Below are 18,145 nucleotides of genomic sequence, written 5' to 3' on the forward strand. Positions count from 1 at the left end.
GGGCGGACCCTTGGCGGCGCGTTCGTGCGGGCGGGGCGGTCGACCGTGGGGTGCCGGTGCCCTACTTGGCCGCGCCGACCGGCTTTCCTTCGGGCGAGACCGCGTACCACGTGCCGCCCACGCCCTGACCGTTGGTGTCGCCGGGGGCGCTGTCACCGGAGAAGGTGTAGATCGGCCAGCAGTTGACCGTCATCTGCTTCAGACCGTCGGGGCGGGTGAAGGGCATCAGGCCCTTCTTCTTGACGCCCTTGGTGTCGGCCTCGTCGACCGGGGCGACCGCGGGCCACTTCTCCAGGCAGGCGCCCGTGCAGGCCGACTTCGAGACGGGCCAGGCCTGGTCCTTCATGAAGCGGTAGACGGTCATGCCGTTCTTGTCGACGATGATGTCGCCGAGCTTCGGGTCCTTGCGGACCGACAGGCCGGGCAGGGAGGCCAGCGTGGCCTTCTTGCCGTCGGGCGCCGAGGCGAACCACGTCCCGCCCACGTTCTGCCCGTTGGTGTCACCGGCCTTGGTGTCCTTGGCGTACCGGTACATGGGCCAGCCGCCGATGGTGAGCTGCTTGGTGCCGTCGGTCCTGGTGACCTCGCCGAGCAGTGCCTTGTCGACACCGGTGGCGGCCTCGGCACCCTCGGCGGGCACCGGCGGCCAGGCCTTCGCGCAGTCGCCGTCACAACTCGACTTCGGGGGCTCGGCCGTGTCCTTGTCGAAACGGTAAAGGGTGAATCCGGCGCCGTCGGTCAGCACCTTGCCGACCTTGGCGCTCTCGCTCACGGACAGCTCGCCCGCGGCTTCCGGCTTGGCGGCGGCGCTCGCGTCGGAATCGGCTCCGTAGCCGTTGCCCGCACCCGCGGTGGTGCTGGTGCCGTAACCCCCCGCCTGCGCGGTGGCGCCGACGTTCTGGGCACCCGTCGCAGTGCCATTTTCCTGACCACACGCCGTCGTGAGCGCCAGCACGGCCGCAGCTGACGCTACGAGTGAGGCGCTCCGCCAGGAGGTCTTCATTGGTAACTCCCGCTGTTCGCATAAGTGTTGCAGCGCCCTGCAGCGCCGCGCATGGCCCTAGGTACGGGCGGGAGGTGCAGGAGCGTTCAAAGGGGTGCCACATTTCTTTCGGAAGACTGTGACGCCGTTCGACACGGACCGCCCACGCGTTCGAGCCACGGCGGCGTTCGCCGGCCCCACGCGTCAAGCCGCCGGGGGGCCGAGGTACCCAATTCGTGGCCATTCCAGGACACTTCGGCGTGACCGGGCCCCTCACACTCCATGATCTCCGTCGTGCACGCACCCCAGCGGACCCGATCCGCCCTCGTCATACGGGTACTGGCGCTGACGGCGCTCACCTGGCTCCTCGTCGGCGCGCCCAGCGGAACGGCCGCGGCCGACGCCTGTGCCTACGCCTCGACCGGCCCGGACGGTGAGGGGATCACCGCGGTGGCCGTGGCGGGCGACGGGGCGGTCGCCGTCGCCGGGCACACCATCCGGTGCCCGCCCCCGACGCCCACCCCGCCCTGCCCGCCGACCCCCACGCCCACGCCACCACCTCCGGCCCCCGAGCCCCCTCCCCCGCCGAAGCCGACCCCCAGGCCCGAGCCGAAGCCGACGCCACCTCCTCCGCCTCCGCCCACCCACGCGCCGAAACCCGCGCCGCCTCCGCCTCCGCCGCCCCCACCGCCTCCACCGCCTCCACCGGCGGCGCCGAAGCCTCCGCCGCCGGCTCCGGTCGTGGCACCGAGACCCGCTCCCGAGCCCGCCCCGACACCCCGTGCGCGTCCCGCACCGCGGCCGGTTCCGGTCAGCTATCCGGCGTACCGCGCCCCGGCGCACAAGCACGCGCCCCGCGGCGGCCCCTCGCTGGTCTCGTTCACCCTGCTCATCACCGCGCCCGCGGTGCTCGCCGTCGCGGCACTGCGCCCGCGCTGACCCCTGGAGGCACACTGTGTCGGATTGGCTTGTTCTCGCCCTGGCGATGGCGGCCGCGTGCCTCGTGGTCCTCGTCGTGACGCTCCTGCGTCATCGCAGGGCCCGCGAGGACGAGGACCCCACCGAGACGCCGGACGTCATCGAGTACATGACGATGATGATCGGCGTGGTGTACGCCATCGTCCTCGGACTGGCCATCGCCGGTGTCTGGGAGGCCCGCGGCGGCGCCGAGAGCCAGGTGCAGACGGAGGCCCAGGCCCTGCACGAGATCTCCGAACGGGTCCGGGTCTACCCGCCCGACGTCCGCGACCGGATCCGCGGCGACGTCGACACGTACGTCCACTACGTGGTCACCACCGAGTGGAAGGCCATGGCCGAGCAGGGCCGGGTGACCGACGAGGGCGGACGGCTCCTCGACCGGGTCCGGCACGACGTCACCGATTACCAGCCGAAGTCGGACTTCGAGGCCCAGGCCTACCAGCCGCTCCTCGACCAGGTGACGGCGGCCGACACCGCGCGCAGCGCCCGCGCCGACTCGACCGGGGCGACCATGCCCGGGGTGGTGTGGTTCGGGCTGATCACCGGTGCCGTGGTGACAGTGGGGATGATCTTCGCGCTGCAGATCAGGCGTACCGCGCGGGAACTGATCCTGGCCGGGCTGTTCTCCGCCCTGATCGCGTTCCTGCTGTTCCTGATCTGGGACTTCGACGCGCCCTACAGCCGCGGGCTCACGACGTCGGCGGAAGCCTTCACCTCGCTGTTCCCGCAGCTTCCCGGGTGACGCGGTCCTGAGCACTCTCCGCGGGCGGAGGGACGCGCGCCACGCCGTGCCCGTCCCCCGTCCGCGGGCACGGCGTCCCCCGGACGGCCCACACAATTGCCCCGTTCGCGCTACTGGGATCGCGTCCCTGTTCGGCCTTTCCTAGCGTTCCGATCATCGAGGTGCATTTCTGGCGCAAGCGGAAAAGGTCCGCAGCAAGGCTCCTCGGGGACCTGGAGGCTCACCATGCGCGCGATACGCGTCGCTTCGGCCGCACTGCTGGGCGTGACCGCCCTGACCTTCGCCGCACCCGCCGCGCTCGCCGGTGACGGGGACCACGGACTCACCCCGATCACCCCGTTCGCCTTCAGCGTGCAGCCGTCGACCGTCGCGCCCGGGGGGCAGGTGTCGCTGCTCCTGAAACGGGACGGCCAGTGCCGGGGCACCGCCACGGTCACCTCCGGGGTCTTCGACACCGTCAGCATCCCGCCGGGACAGTCCTCGGCCACCGCCACGGTCGACTGGGACGCCAGACCCGGCGCCGTGTACGACGTGACGTTCTCGTGCAGCGGGGCGAGCGGCAGCACCGGTCTCACCATCGCCGGCGGCCGGCCGGTCACGCCGACCCCGGTACCCCTCCAGCGGGGCGTGCGGGCCGGTGTCGGCGGCAGCGCCGGCGGCTTCGACCTGAAGCAGATCGGGATGGGCACGGCGCTCATCGCCGGTTCGGTCGGCGCGGCCTGGTACCTGTCCCGCCGGCGCACCTCCTCCGACGAGACCTGACACGACGGCACAGCCCTTCACCCCGGACCCGGTCGGGCGGGTCCGGAGCGAAGGGCTGTCAGGTGTGGCTCCGCGCGGCGAGGGCCGGCCTCCGAAGGGGGCGGGACCGGCCGTTCACCGGTGGAACGGTCAGATGTGCCGCTCCGACCTGCGCCGCATCCAGAACACCCCGCCGCCGACGGCCGCCGCGGCCACCAGACCGCCGCCGATCGCCATGTCGGTGGGCGTGGCACCGGTGGAGCTGCTGCCGCCGAGACCACCGCGCACACCGCCGATGACGGTGAAGGCGGCCGGGCGGGTCAGCGGGCCCGTCCCGTCGCAGTTGACGGTGATGTCGTACGAGCCGGGGCTGGCGTCCTGGTTGATGGTGGCCGTACCGCTGGACGCCTCGGTGCGGCTGCCCAGGAGCGGCGAGAGTCTGGCCTGACGGAACGCCGGAGAGGTCATCGTGCCTCCCCTCGGGCACCCGTCGACCGTCACGGTGAGCTGGCCGCCCCGGGCGATGACGCTGGGCTGCGCGACGATGTTGCTCGGCGTGTTCCACGCCGCGGCCATCGGGGCGGCGAGCCCCACGGCGGCGACCGCGGCGGCGGACACCGCCAGGGCACGAGTAGTACGCATGTGATCCTCCGCGGGGGCGCCCCGGGAACCGTCCCCGGTGGATCGGCGAGAAAGCGCCTCCCAGTCAGACCCTCAGATGCCGTGCACGGGGCCGCATTTCGGGAATGGTCCGTCCTGGTGAGAGGACACGCCGAAGGAATTCCACACAATCGGATATTGCCGCAGGTCACGGACCGTCAGAAAATTCCTGGTCACGGCAACTCGGATGGCGCACGGGGCATTCCCGCCGCCACCCGTTCGCCCGTGCCCCGTCGCCGGGCGGCCTTGCTGCCATTAGCGTGCTCATATGCGCGGATGACGAGGCGACGGCCGCGTCGAGAGGGGATTGCGAATGTCTGCGTCCGACGAGTTGGCCGAAGAGGAGGAGCGGCGGAGGAAGCGCGCTCCTTGGGGCGTCATAGCGCTTGTTCTGCTGACCGGCCTCGCACTCATTCGGAACGGTTCCGGCGAGTTCGACGTGGGCCCCCCGCAGCCGGCCTCGGCGGCCGCGGCGGACAGCCGCACACCGGGCGGCACGTTCTCGAAGACGCCCGCCGCGCTGCCGTACTCCGTGGTCGACCGGGTGCGGATCCCGGCGATCCGCGTCGACGCCCCCGTGATGCCGGTGGGGCTGGACGTGGACGGCTGGGTCGACGCGCCGCCGCCCGACGACCCGAATCTCGCGGGCTGGTTCACCGGCGCGGTCTCGCCCGGCGAGAAGGGCACGGCCGTGATCGTGGGCCATGTCGACAACATGCAGGGCCCCGCCGTCTTCTACGGGCTCGGGGCGCTCAAGAAGGGGAACAAGGTCGAGGTCCAGCGCAAGGACGGGAAGACCGCGGTGTTCGAGATCTACGGCATCGAGGTCTTCGCGAAGAGCAATTTCCCCGGAGACCGTGTCTACAACAGCAAGGGAACCCCCGAATTGCGTGTCATCACGTGCGGGGGCGGATTCTCCAAGCAGCACGGCTACGACGGGAACGTGGTCGTCTTCGCGCGCCTTTCCGAGGTGCGCTGAGCGTTCCCGGACCGGTCCGCGAGAAAGCCGGTCGGTGAGGCGTTCCGCCTCCCGCCGGCCGGTCCGGCCGAAAGCCCCGCGACACAGGGTGCGCGGGGCTTTTTTCGGTTCTAGGCGTCTCTCCGGCGTGGCACCGTGATGTGATATCCGGCGTCCAGCAGGCGCGGGAGGTAGGTGCGCAGCGCCTGCACGCTCTGCGAGCGGTCACCGCCCGCGTCGTGGGAGAGGACGACGACCCCGGGGGCGGCCTCCTTCTGGATCGTGCCGACGATCGCGCGGGTCCCGGGCCTCGCCCAGTCGTTCGTGTCGATCGTCCAGGCCATCGGCTCCATGCCGAGTTCGGCGCCGATCTGGTAGGTCGCCCGGTTCCACTCCCCGTACGGCGCGCGGAACCACTTCGGCGGCTCGCCGTAGGCCTCGTCGATGACCTCGCTGGTGCGCTCGATCTCGGAGCGGATCGCGGAGCGCGAGAGCTTGGTCAGCAGCGGATGGCTCCAGGTGTGGTTGCCGACGATGTGTCCGTCGTCGGCCATGTCGCCCAGCAGGTCCTTGTTGTCGGCGGCCATCTGCCCGCACACGAAGAACATGGCGTGCACGTCGTACTCGCGCAGGGTCCGCAGGATCTCGGGGGTGTACGTCGGGTCGGGGCCGTCGTCGAAGGTCAGGACCATGGTGCGGCCCCGCCCGGAGACGCGCATGAAGGGCTCGTGCCGGACGAGGGTCCGAAGCTGAGTGCCGTGCGGCGGACCGTACCCGGTGAGCGGCTGGAGGCGGTAGGCGGAGGGCTTGAGGGCCCGGTTCGCCTGCGGGCCGGAGAGCGGCGGTCCGCTCGCCGGCTGCGCGGCCTGACCGGCGGTCAGGACATGGGCCGTGCCCGCCGCTCCGGCCGCCCCGAGGACAGCGGCGCCGGCGATCAACGCCCGGCGTCGGGTAATCAGCTGATCCTTTTTCATGACCAATCAGTCACCCGACGGAGGACCCACCACGCCGAGCACCACCGGGAAGGCCCCGCGAATGCACCCGCCTGGACCACTCAGCGGCGGCGGACCAGCGGGAACGGCAGCGTTTCACGGATCGTCAGGCCCGTGAGGAACATGACGAGCCGGTCGACGCCGATGCCGAGCCCGCCGGTGGGGGGCATGGCGTACTCCAGCGCGTCCAGGAAGTCCTCGTCGAGCTCCATCGCCTCGGGGTCTCCCCCGGCGGCCAGCAGCGACTGCTCGGTGAGCCGGCGCCGCTGCTCGACCGGATCGGTCAACTCCGAGTAGGCCGTGCCCAGTTCCGTGCCGAAGGCGACGAGGTCCCACCGTTCGGCGAGCCGCGGGTCGGTGCGGTGCTGGCGGGTGAGCGGGGAGACGTCGGTCGGGAAGTCCTTGTAGAACGTGGGCAGCCCGGTCTTCTCCTCGACCAGGCGTTCGTACATCTCCAGGACGACGTCACCGCGTCCGTCGTCCGCCGTGTACGGCACGCCCGCGCGGTCGCACAGCCGCAGCAGCCTCTCCAGGCTCGTGTCGGCGTCGATCTCGTCGCCCAGCGCCTCGGAGACCGCGCCGTACACCGTCTTGACCGGCCACTCCCCGGAGATGTCGTACTCGACACCGTCCTTGCGGGCGATCGGGCTGCCGAACGCGGCGGTCGCGGCGCCCTGGATCAGCTCGCGGACGAGGTCGAGCATCACGTCGTAGTCGGCGAAGGCCTGGTAGGCCTCCAGCATCGTGAACTCGGGGTTGTGCTTGTAGGAGACACCCTCGTTGCGGAAGGTGCGGCCCAGTTCGAAGACCTTCTCCATGCCGCCGACGCACAGCCGTTTGAGGTAGAGCTCGGGCGCGATGCGCAGATAGAGGTTCAGGTCGTAGGCGTTGATGTGGGTGGTGAAGGGCCGGGCGTTCGCCCCGCCGTGGATCTGCTGGAGCATCGGGGTCTCGACCTCCAGGTAGCCGCGGTCGAGCAGTCCCTGGCGCAGTGCCTGGACGGCCGTGGAGCGGGCACGCACGACCTCGCGCGCGGCGGGGCTGGACACCAGGTCGAGATAGCGGCGGCGGACCTTGGCCTCGGGGTCGGCGAGGCCCTTGCGCTTGTCGGGCAGCGGGTGCAGGCACTTGGCGGTGAGCCGCCAGGAGGTGACGAAGACCGTGGGTTCGCCGGTGTCGCTGGCGCCCGCCAGACCGTCGGCGCTGATGTGGTCGCCGATGTCGATGACCTGCCGGAAGCGGTCGAGCGCGGGTCCGGCCCCGTCACGGGTGAGGGCGATCTGGAGGTCGCCCGACCAGTCGCGCAGCACGGCGAAGAGGATGCCGCCGAAGTCGCGTACGAGCATGACGCGTCCGGCGACGGTCACGTCCTCCCCGCCGCGGACGTCGGCCAGCACATGGGTGCGCGGGGGGATGCCGACCGGGTAGGGGTCGGTGCCCTCGGCGCGCAGCCGGTCGAGTTTGCGGTGCCGCACCCGGACCTGGTCGGGCAGACCGGTGGTCGGATCGTCGGCCGGGGCCCCGCCGTCCGCGTCGAGGCCGAGGGCGGCCAGCGACGGCAGTCCCGCGGTCGTGGCGGGCGCGAGTCCGCCCTTGGTGTGCCCCTTGCCCCACAGGCTGCGCAGCGACGGTACGGAGACGAAGCCCTCGGCGATCGCGGAGGCCAGGCCGATGCGGGCGAGGGCGCCGGTGTCGCCGTAGCAGATGAAGCGCGGGTACCACTCCGGGTGGTACTTGGCGTTGGAGCGGTACAGGGCCTCGAGCTGCCACCAGCGGGAGAAGAACAGCAGCAGTCTGCGCCAGAGCCTGAGCACCGGTCCGGCGCCGATGCGGGCGCCCTCCTCGAAGACGGAGCGGAACACGGCGAAGTTCAGGGAGATGCGCCGGACACCGAACTTGCCGGCGACCGCGCACACCTCCGCGACCATGAACTCCATGACGCCGTTGGGCGCGCTGCGGTCGCGGCGCATGAGGTCGAGCGAGATGCCGTCGCGGCCCCAGGGCACGAAGGACAGCAGCGCGAGGAGCTTGCCGTCGGACCCCATCGCCTCGACGAGCAGACAGTCGCCGTCCTCGGGGTCGCCGAGCCGGTCGAGCGCCATCGAGAAGCCGCGTTCGGTCTCGGTGTCGCGCCAGGCGTCGGCCCGGCCGACGATCTCCTCCATCTCGCTGTCGGACAGGGTGGAGTGGCGGCGGACCCGGCAGGTGGCGCCGGAGCGTTTGACCCGGTTGACGGCCTGCCGGGTGACGCGCATGTCGCGGCCGGACAGGTCGAAGCCGGCGACGTGCAGGATGGCCTCGTCGCCGAGCTGGAGTGCACCGAGCCCGGCGCGCGCGAACGCCTTGGCGCCCTCTTCGGAGGCGCCCATCGCGGCCGGTGCCCAGGCGTAGCGGCGGGCGATGTCCAGCCAGGCGGCGATCGCGTGGGGCCAGGCCTCGCGGTCGCCGACGGGGTCTCCGCTGGCGAGGCACACCCCCGCCTCGACGCGGTAGGTGACGGCCGCCTTGCCGCTGGGCGAGAAGACGACCGCCTTGTCGCGGCGGGTGGCGAAGTAGCCGAGGGAGTCGTCGCCGCCGTACGCCTGGAGCAGGGCGCGGATCCGCGCCTCCTCGTCGCCGTGCAGGGCCGCGACCAGACGCTGGGAGCGGAAGAGCGTGGCGGCCGCGTTGAGCAGGGCCAGCGCGCCGAACAGGCCGAGCACGAAGAACAGCCAGCGCGGTGGACGGCCGTCGAACGAGCGCGCGGAGACGAGTCCGCCGCAGACCCGGTTGGCGGCCCACAGCAGCCGCTGGCTCTCCGGCAGGGTGCCGGGGAACAGCTCGACCAGGCCCCAGCCCAGCAGGATCGCGACGACGAGGCCGGTGACCAGCACGAGCAGGGCGCGTCGTACGGCGGCGCGGCGCGAGTCGGCGTAGAACTCCCGGCGGGCCACGATCAGCAGGGCGAGCAGGAGCCCGCAGACGACGAACGACGGGATCGAGGCGGCGTACAGGCCGGCGGCGATCCCGAGGACGTCGGTCAGGACGAGCAGGCCGAGGTAGACGACCACCAGCCACCAGGCGATCTTCTTGCGGGCGGCGGTCGCGGCGGCGAGCAGGAAGAGGAAGACGGCGTACGCGAGGTTGGCGCTGACCGGGATGATCAGCAGGTCGAGGAACCGCACGACCGGGCGCAGCAGCGCGCGCAGCGGGGGGATGAACGCCAGCAGGGTGCAGAGCAGGCCGATGGCGACGAAGAAGGTCGCGAAGCCTTCGGGCACCTTGCTCAGGAACCCGCTCTGCGGCGGCCGTGGCGCGCCACTGGCGGTCTTCGGCGGGCGGGCCTCCACGGTGGCACTCATGGTTCCGACTGTAGGAAGAGCGGCGGCGCCCCGCCCGTCGAGCGGATCTCCGCCGCTCCCCCGCGGCGGTGGGACCTGGGGGTTCCGATAGCCTCGCAGCCGTGACGGAAGAGCAGCACGCGCATCGGTTCGAACGCGGGACGGACGGTCCCAAGGTCATCGTCGTCGGGGTGGACGGCTCCGACTCCTCGTTGCGCGCCGCGGCGTACGCCGGGGGCCTGGCCCGGCGCCAGCACGCGCTGCTGGCGGTGGTCTACGTCAAGCCCGTGATGGCGGCGGGGGCCGCGCTCGGGGTGCCGGTCGCGGACACGACCGACGAGATCGCCGAGGATCTGGTGCAGTACATCCGCGACGCCGCCGAGCGGGTGAAGGACATATTCGACGTGCGCTGGGAGTTCCACACCTTCCGCGGCGATCCGTACAACGGTCTGGTCACCGCCGCGGACGAGTTGAAGGCGGACGCCGTGGTGGTCGGGGCCTCCGAGCAGTCGGGGCACCGGATCATCGGTTCGGTGGCGATCCGGCTGGTGAAGGCGGGCCGCTGGCCGGTCACGGTCGTGCCGTAGGCGGTGCCCAGGGGGCCCGCCCGCCCTGTCACGGCAGGTCCCGTCGCGGTCGCCGCGGTCCGGTCGGGCCTCTTGCGGTCGGTCGCCGGCGGCCCCGGGTTCCTGCCGGTCCGGTGGGGGTCATTCGGCCATGACGAGGCCCGCCCGGCCCGCGCCCCTGGCGAGGACGACGTCGCGGATCCGGTCGCGCACCGCGCCGACGTCGGCGCCCTGCCGCAGCGCCGCGCCGAGGTCGACGACCCGGCCGGCGTCGAGGTCGAAGGCCAGCGGGACGAACTCGGCCTTCGTCACCTCCCACCGCCGCGTGGGCCCCGCCGGCGGGGAGAAGGTGAAGCGGCCGATGGTGCTCTGGTCACCGCGCGGGTCCTGGACTCCCCGGTCGTCGTACATCTCGCCGGCGACCTGGTCGCCCGTGCCGTAGACGACCCAGGTGCCGTTGACCTTCTCGTACGCCTGCGGGACGTGGGAGTGGGTGCCGAGGATCAGGTCGATGTCCGGTCGGCCGCCGGTGCGGGAGGCGGTCAGCCGCCTGCTCAGGCTCAGTTGGCGTTCGTCGGGCCCGTCCTGCCACTCGGTGCCCCAGTCGAGGGAGACGACGACCACGTCGGCGCCCGCCTTCCGGGCGGCACGGGCGTCCGCGACGATCCGGGCGGGGTCGATCAGACCGACCGCCCAGGGCTGTCCCGGCGGGAGCGGAAGGCCGCCGGTGCCGTCGGTGTACGCGAGATGGGCGACCCGGGCGCTCCCCGCCCGCATCAGGGTGACGGCGTTCGCCTCCCGCGCGCCACGGGCCGAACCGGCGTGCCGCACGCCCGCGCGGTCCAGCGCGTCCAAGGTGCGCCGGACACCGTCGGCGCCGTCGTCGAGGGTGTGGCTGGAGGCGGTGGAGCAGGAGTCGTAGCCGGTGGCGGCGAGCCCCTCGGCCACCTGGGGAGGGGTCTTGAAGGCGTACGTGCCGCTGGGGGCCGCGTCGGTGTCGTAGACGGTCCGCAGGTGACAGAGCGCCAGATCGGCGCGGGAGACCACGGGCCGGACGCCCGCGAGCATCGGCCGGAAGTCGTATCCGGTGCCTCCCGCGTCGGAGCCGGCCCGTTCGAGGACCGAGCTGTCCGGCAGGACGTCACCACCGGCGACGAGGGTGAAACCGCGGGCCGCCGCGGCGGGGCCGGGCCGCCCGTCGCGGTGGGGGGAGGCCGCGTCATGGGCCTGGCTGGTCACCGCGGCCGCGATGAGGGCGGCCGCGAGGGCCAGATTGATCTGTCGCGCGCGTGTGAACATGCCGGACCCCATGCGGTCGCATTTACCTACCAATAGATACGCATCCACGTATACGGGCCGCCGGCAGTCAAGGAGACACCCCGGCAGGTCACCCGTCCGGCGTTCGCGGGCCTGCCCGCCGGACGAACAGCGGTACGAACACCGGGGCTCCGGAATTCGGGGCTCCACCTCGGCGGACCGTTCGGCGCACCGTTCACCGACGGCTTCGACCGCCCACCGCACAACCGTGTCCCCGGCCTGTCCGCGCGGGGCGCGGGGCGCTGACATACACGCCATGACGGCCGGAACCACCACCATCACCCCCGGGACGACCGCCGAACACGAGCTGGCCGCGCTGCAACGCGACCACGGCCGCCCCCTGTTCGCGCTGCTGCTGCGCCTGTCCGACGGAGACCGCCAGCGCGCGGAGGACCTGGTGCAGGAGACGTTCGTACGCGCCTGGCAGCATCCCGAGGCACTGCGCGCGGACGACTTCGACTCCGTACGGCCCTGGCTGCTGACCGTGGGACGGCGGCTGGCCATCGACGCGCGGCGGGCCCGGCAGGCCCGGCCCCCGGAGGTCGGCGACCACGTCCTCGACAACGCGCGGATCTGCGCCGATCACGCCGAACGGTCGGCGGCGACGCTCGATGTGCGGGAGGCTGTGAAGACTCTCACTCCCGAACACCGTGAAGTCCTGGTGCTGGTGTACTTCCAGGGTGCCAGTGTGGCGGAGGCCGCCGCGGCGCTGGGCATTCCACCCGGTACGGTGAAATCCCGCGCGTACTACGCGCTGCGCGCCCTGCGCCGGGTTCTTCCTGGATATGCGGCCGACCTGCGGTGAAACCGAAGGCTTAGTCAAACCTCCGTAAAGTGCCTTGCTGAGGACCATGGTTGAGCAATCAGCTTGCCTCATCCGTGTTCCGGACTGGGGCCCGGGGTCGGGCGACGCGCACGCACCGGAGGAAGGCAGGAAGGGATGCTGCACAGAGGGCAAGAGAGCACGGACGGTACCGGCGGGGGCGAACTCACCGTCCCCATGGCCTGGTTGTACGCCGAGTACATCGCCGACGAACTGCTGCGGACGGGCGACCTGATGCCGCCCACCTCCTTCGAGTTCCGCGCCGGGCGCGACGCCCTCGCGCTGACGATCTTCCTGTCCGACAGCGGAGGCGAACTCTCCGGGATCCGGGTCATCACCCAGCTCGAGACCTGGCTGTCGCTGACGGCCTACGACCAGCCCTGGCACGTCTGGGTGCGCGAGCACCTGGAGCTGCGCGCCGCCGAGGCGACGGGACGCGCCGCGCCCGACCCCGATCTGGAGCTGGCGTCCGCTGCCTGGCGGTGGCTGGAGGAGACGGAACTTCTGGCGCCGGACCTCGACGCGGTGCCCGGCGGCGGCTCCGTGCCCGGTGAGGACGACGGTCCCAAGGTGTGGACGGCGGCCTGGCGGCTGGGTCTGCCGCTCGGCCATCTGGCCATCCACCTCTTCTGACGACGGCCGTGACCGCGCCGGAACGGCTTCCGGCGGCGGCCGCGACCGGTCCCGGGAGAATTTCCCGGGGCTCGCACCAATCCGCGAGCGCCCCCGCTCCGAATGTCTTCACCCCGATTCCTGACGAGTCTTGAGTGATTCGACGGTCTGATGCGTACCCGTGGGCAACAGCAACACCACTCACAGTCCGCACCAACGCCACGAGGATTCGGTATTCGGTATGAGGTCCCTGGAACGGCATCGCGACGTCGGCGCCTATGCGCTCGGCGTGCTCGGCGAGGCGGAAGCCTTCCGCTTCGAGGACCACCTCGTGGAGTGCGCTCAGTGCACGGCGTTCGTCAGCGAGTACCGCCCCGCCACCCGGCAGTTGATGCTGTACCGGCAGTCGACGCCGCGCAGCGTCCACCCGTTCGCCGCCCCCGGGCCGCGCCTGCTCGACCGGCTGCTCGGCGAGGTGGCCGCACGCAACCGGGCCGGACGCCGGCGTCTTCTGTTCGCGCTGGCCGCCTCCGTGGTCCTCGCGACCGGCGGACCCGCGCTCGCGCTCGTCGTCGGCCACGACTCCCCCTCGGACAGCATCGTCGCGGACGGCCCGCCGTCGAGCCAGATGGCCAGGACCGACGCGGAGACCGGCGTGTGGGCCCAGGTGACGACCCGCGAACGGCTCTGGGGCAGCGAGATCGAGGTCGAGGTCAAGGACGCCAAGGGCCCCCGTTCCTGCGAGCTCGTCGCCATCGGCAAGGACGGCTCGGAGCAGTCGGTGACGAGCTGGATGGAGCCCGCGCACAACGAGGACGCCATCACCATGCAGGGCGGCTCCTCGATGCAGACCGACGAGATCCGCGGCTTCGAGGTACGCACGGCGGACGGCGAGCACCTCGTCTCGCTCAACTCCCCCTGAGCGAAGCCCGTTCCTACTTGAAGCGAAGCCCGTTCCTACTTGAGCAGCCGGGACATCCGCCGGTCCGCCAGCGGCTTGCCGCCCGTCTGGCAGGTCGGGCAGTACTGCAACGAGGAATCGCTGAAGGAGACTTCACGGATGGTGTCGCCGCACACCGGACAGGGCTCCCCCGTTCTCCCGTGCACCCGCAGACCGCTCTTCTTCTCCGACTTCAGCCGCCCCGCAGCCAGCCCGTGGGAGCGCTCCACCGCGTCGGTGAGCGTGTCGCGCAGCGCCTCGTACAGCCGCGCGGTCTCCTCGGGGGTCAGCGAGGAGGCGATCTTGAAGGGGGACATCCGGGCGGCGTGCAGGATCTCGTCGCTGTAGGCGTTGCCCACACCCGCGATCAGGCTCTGGTCGCGGAGCGCGCCCTTGAGCCGGCGCCGCTCGCCTTGGAGCAGCCCGGCGAACCGCTCCTCGTCGAAGTCGCCGGCGAGCGGGTCGGGGCCGAGCCGGGCCACGCCGGGGAGCTGCTCCGGGTGCTCGGTGACGTACACGGCGAGCCGCTTCTGGGTGCCCGCCTCGGTGAGGTCGAAGCCCTCGCCGGTCTCCAGGGCGACGCGCAGCGCGAGCGGCCCCTTGCCGGGCCGGGGAGGGCCGTCCGGGAGCGTGTCCTTCCAGTGCAGCCAGCCGGCCCGGGCCAGATGCGTGACGAGGTGCGGGCCGTCCGTGCCGATGTCCAGGAACTTGCCGAACCGGCGGACGGCCGTGACCTCGCGCCCTTCCAGCGCGGAGACGGGCGGGTCGTACGTCTTCAGGACGCTGACGGCGACGGGCAGCACGCGCACGATCCGGCGGCCGACGAGATGCTCGGCCAGGAAATCCTTGAGCGCTTCGACCTCGGGCAGTTCCGGCATACGTCCAGGGTGCCATCCGGCGCCGACGACGCCGGGGATCAGGCGCGCTCTCCGACCAGGAACTCGCACCACACGACCTTGCCGCCGCCGCGCGCGTCGACGCCCCAGACGTCGGTGAGCCGGTCGACGAGCAGCAGTCCGCGGCCCGAGACCCCGGACTCCCCCGCCTCACGGCGGCGCGGCAGCGCGCTGGAGGAGTCCTCGACCTCGACGCGCAGTCGGCGTTCGGGTCCGGCCAGGACGCGCAAGGTGACGATCGCCGAGCCCTCGGTGTGCATGAGGGCGTTGGTGATCAGTTCGTCGGCGACGAGCTCGACCTCGTCGGCCCGGTCCCGGGCTCCCCAGGCGCGGACGGCGGCCCGGATCATGTGGCGGGCCGAGCTGAGCGCCTCGGGGTCGCCGGGTGCCACGTGCTGCTGGAGCCGCCCGCCCGAGCGCTGGTCGCCGCCGCCGTGGCGGCGCAGGAGCAGCAGGGCCACGTCGTCGTCCCCGCCGCGGGCCTCGGCCATGTCGATGAGCCGGTCGGCGAGATCGCTGACGTCCTCCGGGCCGACGCGGACGCGTTCCCTGAGCGTGTGCATGCCGTCGTCGAGGTCGACGCCCGGTTCCTCGACGAGCCCGTCGGTGCACAGCAGCAGGGTCTGGCCCGGGTCGAGTTCGATGATGGCGACGGGGTATTCGAGGCGTCCGAACTCGGCGGACAGGCCGAGCGGCAGGCCGCCTTCGAGGGGCAGCCGCCGGCAGGTCCGGTCGGTGTACCGCACGAGCGGGTCGATGTGGCCGGCCCGGACGAGCTGGGTCACCCCGGTGGACAGGTCGATCTCCGCGTACAGGCAGGTCGCGAAGCGGTCGGTGTCGAGTTCGTGGAGGAAGACCGAGGCGCGGGCCATCACGGTGGCCGGGGTGTGGCCCTCGGCCGCGTAGGCGCGCAGGACGATGCGGAGCTGGCCCATGACGGCGGCGGCGTGGGTGTCGTGGCCCTGGACGTCGCCGATGACGGCGCCCACGCGTCCGCCGGGCAGCGGGATCAGGTCGTACCAGTCGCCGCCGATGTCCCGGCCCAGTGAGGCGGAGCGGTAGCGGACGGCGATGTCGGCGCCGGGCACGCTGGGGATGGAGCGCGGCAGCATGGCCTGCTGGAGGCCCTGGGCGAGGTCCTTCTCCTGCTCGAAGAACATGGCCCGTTGGAGGCTCTGGGCGATGCTGCTGCCGAGCGCGACGAGGACGTTGCGCTCGTCCTCGGAGAAGCCGTGCCGGTCGTTGTAGAGCAGGCCGATGGCGCCGATGGGGCGGGCCTGCACGATGAGCGGCAGATACGCCGCCGAGGTGATCTTCAGACCGGTGATGTTGGGCCACAGGAGCGGGTACGACTCGGCGAACTCCTCGGGCGACTCGATGAAGTGCGGGGCGAGACTGCGGACGACCTCGTTCATCGGGTACTGCGCGTCCAGCCGTGTGACCCGGGTGCCGGGGACGTAGCTGTCGACGGGCCCCGTGGCGACCATGCGGATACGGCCGGCCTCCACCAGGCCCATGACCAGGCTGGCCGCCCCGAGGTGGGTGAGGCCGTGGGTGTCCTGCAGCACGTCGATGACGTCCTGCACGGTGACGGCGTGGGCCAGCGCGGCGGTGGTGAGCTGGACGACGCTGGTCTGCTGGCGCCGTACCTCGTTCTGGGCGGCCTGTTCACGGCGTGCCGCGCTCTCGTCGAGCTCGTCGGTGGCGTCGCGGACGATGCCGATGATGCGGCGCGGCCTGCCGTTCTCGTCGCGGCGGATGTAGCCCTGGGTGTGGGTCCAGCGCAGGGCGCCGTCGCGGCGCCGGATGCGGAAGTAGGCGCCGTAGTTCTCGCTGCCGTCCTTGAGGGCGTGGGAGACCATCGTGTCGAGGCGGCGCGACTCGGCCGGCGGGACGCGCACGGACAGGGTGGCGGGCTGCCCGTCGTATTCGTCCGGGCGCACGTCGAAGACCTCGTGGGCCTGGGCGTCCATCTGCATCAGACCGGTGTCCAGGTCCCAGTCGAAGCTGCCCATGCGGTTGAGCGCCAGGATCGGATCCGGGTGGGCGGGCCAGTCGTCCGGGAGTGACAGGGCGCTCGCTCCCCGATCAACCATGGGGCCACCATGCCAGCATTTGCCCGATTGTTCGACTTCTGGAGGGCATGGTTCCGGGGCTCCCGGACGCGGCCCCGTTCACGTGCCCGGGGTGTCGGCCGAGACCTCGAAGACGCTGTCGGGACCGGTCGGCTCGTCGGGGATCAGCCCGCCGTCGGGTGCGTCCGGACTGTCCGGGCCGGTGTCCTCGGTGGGGGTGCCCGGTTCCTCGGACGGGACCCGCGACTCCGGGGAGCCGGAGCGGTCGGGGGCGGCCGGGTCGGACGGCGGGGCCGTGGTGCCGCCCGAGGGGGGCGGGGTGGTGCCGGGTCCCGTCGTCGGCGATGCCGTGACGGTGGCTCCCGGGCAGTGCGGGCGCTCTGTGCGGCCCGGCGCGACGACGTCCATGGCGGTGTCGTCCGTGGGAATGCCGCTGGGCGTGGGACCGACGGTCGTCAGGGGGCCGTCGGTGGGCGTCGGGCTGACGGTGGGCGCGGTGCGCGGCCCGGCGCTCTCGCCCGGGGTCCCCTCACCGGTGCCCGGCGTGGCGGTCACCGTCGCGGTCGGTGTGGCGCAGTCGGAGGCGTCGGGGTTCGGGCTCCGGCCGCCCTCCGAGGTGCCGGCGGAGGGCTCGGGCGCGGTGGCGGAGTCGTGCGGCACCGGGTCCTGGCCCTCGGGCGGCGGTACGGCGTGGTCGTGACGGTGGCCGTCGTATCCGACCGGCCGCTCGATCCAGGTGTCGTCGCCGTCGTCGACGATCGTGATGGCGGTGATCACCTCGGCCGACGGCGTCACCATGACCACCCGGGCGGGCCGGTAACCGCTCCAGGGCGTGCCGCGGGTGTCCGGGTCGCGGTCGAGCGCGGTGGGCCGGCCCAGCGGGTTGCCGCAGGCGCAGCGGACCCTGGGTACGCCCCGGTTGTCGACCAGGACGGCCGTACCGGCCTGGAGCACGGCCTGGTAGCCCGTCGCCTGTCCGGCGGCGAAGCCGTGGTCCGTGACGCCGGTGTCGGCGCGCAGCACGACCGGGGTGAGTTGGCGCAGGTAGTCCGGGACGGACCCGGTCGAGACGCCGGAGAGTTCGGCGAAGGCGCGGGCCTTGGCCGGGTCGGCGGCGAGGTAGCGGATCTGCTTCTCGACATCGCAGCTCCCGGCGTTCCGGGTGCCGCCGTACAGACCGGGGGTGGCTCCCGAGACGGTGCGCGCGCCCCCGGTGCCGGTGGCCGTGGGTTGCGGCGTTCGGGTGACGGGCGGGCGGGGCGCTGGGGTGGTGACGGTGGGTTCCGTGAAGGGGTCGGGCCCCCGGACCGCGAGGGGCTGGAGCAGCACGTCGCCGCCGCTGGATCCGTTCGGCGCGGAGTGCCCGCCCCCGCCGCCACAGCCCGCGACGACGAGGAGTGCCGCCGCGAGCGCGCAGGCCGCGGCAAAGGTCCTGGTGGGTATGTGCACGCGTTCTCCCGTTCGTCCCGGGCTGTTCGTGCCTCATTCTCTGCGTCACCCTCTTGGCGCACGCAAGCGGAAAACGGTCACCCAGCGTCACAAT

Annotated in this window: 16 protein-coding genes; 8 read left to right on the top strand and 8 right to left on the bottom strand. The window is 72.3% G+C overall.

The window, feature by feature from the left end; all coding sequences use genetic code 11:
• Positions 1–61: 61 nt before the first annotated feature.
• Positions 62–1,003 (bottom strand): SCO0930 family lipoprotein, encoded by a 942-nt coding sequence (locus tag ACZ4TO_RS03995; RefSeq protein WP_382779232.1) that lies wholly within the window; start codon positions 1,001–1,003, stop codon positions 62–64.
• A 720-nt stretch (positions 1,004–1,723) separates the two neighbouring features.
• On the opposite strand from ACZ4TO_RS03995, the gene ACZ4TO_RS04000 reads away from it, so the two are divergent.
• From ACZ4TO_RS04000 to ACZ4TO_RS04010, 3 genes are all read left to right on the top strand, one after another.
• On the top strand, positions 1,724–1,921 hold the full coding sequence (locus ACZ4TO_RS04000) for a hypothetical protein (protein ID WP_382779230.1): 198 nt from the start codon (positions 1,724–1,726) through the stop codon (positions 1,919–1,921).
• Between the two features lie 16 nt (positions 1,922–1,937).
• Complete coding sequence (locus ACZ4TO_RS04005; RefSeq protein ID WP_382779228.1) at positions 1,938–2,702, top strand: bestrophin-like domain; 765 nt, start codon at positions 1,938–1,940, stop codon at positions 2,700–2,702.
• A gap of 225 nt (positions 2,703–2,927) precedes the next feature.
• A complete protein-coding gene (locus ACZ4TO_RS04010) occupies positions 2,928–3,464 on the top strand; it encodes a hypothetical protein (RefSeq protein WP_382779225.1) in 537 nt (178 codons plus the stop codon).
• Positions 3,465–3,593: 129 nt separating this feature from the next.
• Here the strand turns inward: ACZ4TO_RS04010 and ACZ4TO_RS04015 are convergent, their stop codons facing one another.
• A complete protein-coding gene (locus ACZ4TO_RS04015) occupies positions 3,594–4,085 on the bottom strand; it encodes a hypothetical protein (protein WP_382779222.1) in 492 nt (163 codons plus the stop codon).
• A gap of 331 nt (positions 4,086–4,416) precedes the next feature.
• Here ACZ4TO_RS04015 and ACZ4TO_RS04020 point away from each other — a divergent pair, with 331 nt between their 5' ends.
• Positions 4,417–5,082: a class F sortase gene (locus ACZ4TO_RS04020; protein WP_382779220.1), complete on the top strand. Its 666-nt coding sequence runs from the start codon at positions 4,417–4,419 to the stop codon at positions 5,080–5,082.
• 110 nt (positions 5,083–5,192) lie between these two features.
• On the opposite strand, the gene ACZ4TO_RS04025 is transcribed toward ACZ4TO_RS04020, so the two are convergent.
• The gene (locus ACZ4TO_RS04025; protein ID WP_382779218.1) at positions 5,193–6,035 is read right to left on the bottom strand and encodes a polysaccharide deacetylase family protein; all 843 of its coding nucleotides are present in this window, start codon (positions 6,033–6,035) and stop codon (positions 5,193–5,195) included.
• 80 nt (positions 6,036–6,115) lie between these two features.
• On the bottom strand, positions 6,116–9,394 hold the full coding sequence (gene lysX, locus ACZ4TO_RS04030; RefSeq protein ID WP_385038926.1) for a bifunctional lysylphosphatidylglycerol synthetase/lysine--tRNA ligase LysX: 3,279 nt from the start codon (positions 9,392–9,394) through the stop codon (positions 6,116–6,118).
• A 101-nt stretch (positions 9,395–9,495) separates the two neighbouring features.
• On the opposite strand from lysX, the gene ACZ4TO_RS04035 reads away from it, so the two are divergent.
• On the top strand, positions 9,496–9,960 hold the full coding sequence (locus ACZ4TO_RS04035; RefSeq protein WP_382779212.1) for a universal stress protein: 465 nt from the start codon (positions 9,496–9,498) through the stop codon (positions 9,958–9,960).
• 120 nt (positions 9,961–10,080) lie between these two features.
• Here ACZ4TO_RS04035 and ACZ4TO_RS04040 read toward each other — a convergent pair whose 3' ends face one another.
• Positions 10,081–11,238 (bottom strand): CapA family protein, encoded by a 1,158-nt coding sequence (locus ACZ4TO_RS04040; RefSeq protein WP_468023351.1) that lies wholly within the window; start codon positions 11,236–11,238, stop codon positions 10,081–10,083.
• Between the two features lie 274 nt (positions 11,239–11,512).
• On the opposite strand from ACZ4TO_RS04040, the gene ACZ4TO_RS04045 reads away from it, so the two are divergent.
• The 3 genes from ACZ4TO_RS04045 (at position 11,513) to ACZ4TO_RS04055 (ending at position 13,613) form a co-directional block, all read left to right on the top strand.
• Positions 11,513–12,061, top strand: a complete 549-nt coding sequence (locus ACZ4TO_RS04045) for a sigma-70 family RNA polymerase sigma factor (protein ID WP_382779206.1) — start codon at positions 11,513–11,515, stop codon at positions 12,059–12,061.
• A gap of 135 nt (positions 12,062–12,196) precedes the next feature.
• Positions 12,197–12,712 (top strand): hypothetical protein, encoded by a 516-nt coding sequence (locus tag ACZ4TO_RS04050; RefSeq protein WP_382779203.1) that lies wholly within the window; start codon positions 12,197–12,199, stop codon positions 12,710–12,712.
• 220 nt (positions 12,713–12,932) lie between these two features.
• Positions 12,933–13,613 carry a zf-HC2 domain-containing protein gene (locus ACZ4TO_RS04055; protein WP_382779200.1) on the top strand — a complete coding sequence of 227 codons (681 nt, stop codon included), beginning with the start codon at positions 12,933–12,935 and terminating at the stop codon, positions 13,611–13,613.
• A 35-nt stretch (positions 13,614–13,648) separates the two neighbouring features.
• Here the strand turns inward: ACZ4TO_RS04055 and ACZ4TO_RS04060 are convergent, their stop codons facing one another.
• The 3 genes from ACZ4TO_RS04060 to ACZ4TO_RS04070 form a co-directional block, all read right to left on the bottom strand.
• Positions 13,649–14,509 carry an Fpg/Nei family DNA glycosylase gene (locus ACZ4TO_RS04060; RefSeq protein ID WP_385038932.1) on the bottom strand — a complete coding sequence of 287 codons (861 nt, stop codon included), beginning with the start codon at positions 14,507–14,509 and terminating at the stop codon, positions 13,649–13,651.
• Between the two features lie 38 nt (positions 14,510–14,547).
• On the bottom strand, positions 14,548–16,623 hold the full coding sequence (locus ACZ4TO_RS04065) for a SpoIIE family protein phosphatase (protein WP_382779194.1): 2,076 nt from the start codon (positions 16,621–16,623) through the stop codon (positions 14,548–14,550).
• A gap of 78 nt (positions 16,624–16,701) precedes the next feature.
• Positions 16,702–18,051, bottom strand: a complete 1,350-nt coding sequence (locus tag ACZ4TO_RS04070; protein ID WP_468023352.1) for a DUF6777 domain-containing protein — start codon at positions 18,049–18,051, stop codon at positions 16,702–16,704.
• Between the last annotated feature and the right edge of the window lie 94 nt (positions 18,052–18,145).

The sequence above is a fragment of the Streptomyces sp. NPDC028298 genome (genome assembly GCF_055565895.1).

Bases quoted from the DNA above. Each gene is read 5' to 3' on its own strand.
- ACZ4TO_RS04025 (WP_382779218.1), bottom strand. From the start codon at position 6,035: ATGAAAAAGGATCAGCTGATTACCCGACGCCGGGCGTTGATCGCCGGC.
- ACZ4TO_RS04040 (WP_468023351.1), bottom strand. From the start codon at position 11,238: ATGTTCACACGCGCGCGACAGATCAATCTGGCCCTCGCGGCCGCCCTC.
- ACZ4TO_RS04050 (WP_382779203.1), top strand. From the start codon at position 12,197: ATGCTGCACAGAGGGCAAGAGAGCACGGACGGTACCGGCGGGGGCGAA.
- ACZ4TO_RS04010 (WP_382779225.1), top strand. From the start codon at position 2,928: ATGCGCGCGATACGCGTCGCTTCGGCCGCACTGCTGGGCGTGACCGCC.
- ACZ4TO_RS04015 (WP_382779222.1), bottom strand. From the start codon at position 4,085: ATGCGTACTACTCGTGCCCTGGCGGTGTCCGCCGCCGCGGTCGCCGCC.
- ACZ4TO_RS03995 (WP_382779232.1), bottom strand. From the start codon at position 1,003: ATGAAGACCTCCTGGCGGAGCGCCTCACTCGTAGCGTCAGCTGCGGCC.
- ACZ4TO_RS04020 (WP_382779220.1), top strand. From the start codon at position 4,417: ATGTCTGCGTCCGACGAGTTGGCCGAAGAGGAGGAGCGGCGGAGGAAG.
- lysX (WP_385038926.1), bottom strand. From the start codon at position 9,394: ATGAGTGCCACCGTGGAGGCCCGCCCGCCGAAGACCGCCAGTGGCGCG.
- ACZ4TO_RS04055 (WP_382779200.1), top strand. From the start codon at position 12,933: ATGAGGTCCCTGGAACGGCATCGCGACGTCGGCGCCTATGCGCTCGGC.
- ACZ4TO_RS04045 (WP_382779206.1), top strand. From the start codon at position 11,513: ATGACGGCCGGAACCACCACCATCACCCCCGGGACGACCGCCGAACAC.
- ACZ4TO_RS04065 (WP_382779194.1), bottom strand. From the start codon at position 16,623: ATGGTTGATCGGGGAGCGAGCGCCCTGTCACTCCCGGACGACTGGCCC.
- ACZ4TO_RS04060 (WP_385038932.1), bottom strand. From the start codon at position 14,509: ATGCCGGAACTGCCCGAGGTCGAAGCGCTCAAGGATTTCCTGGCCGAG.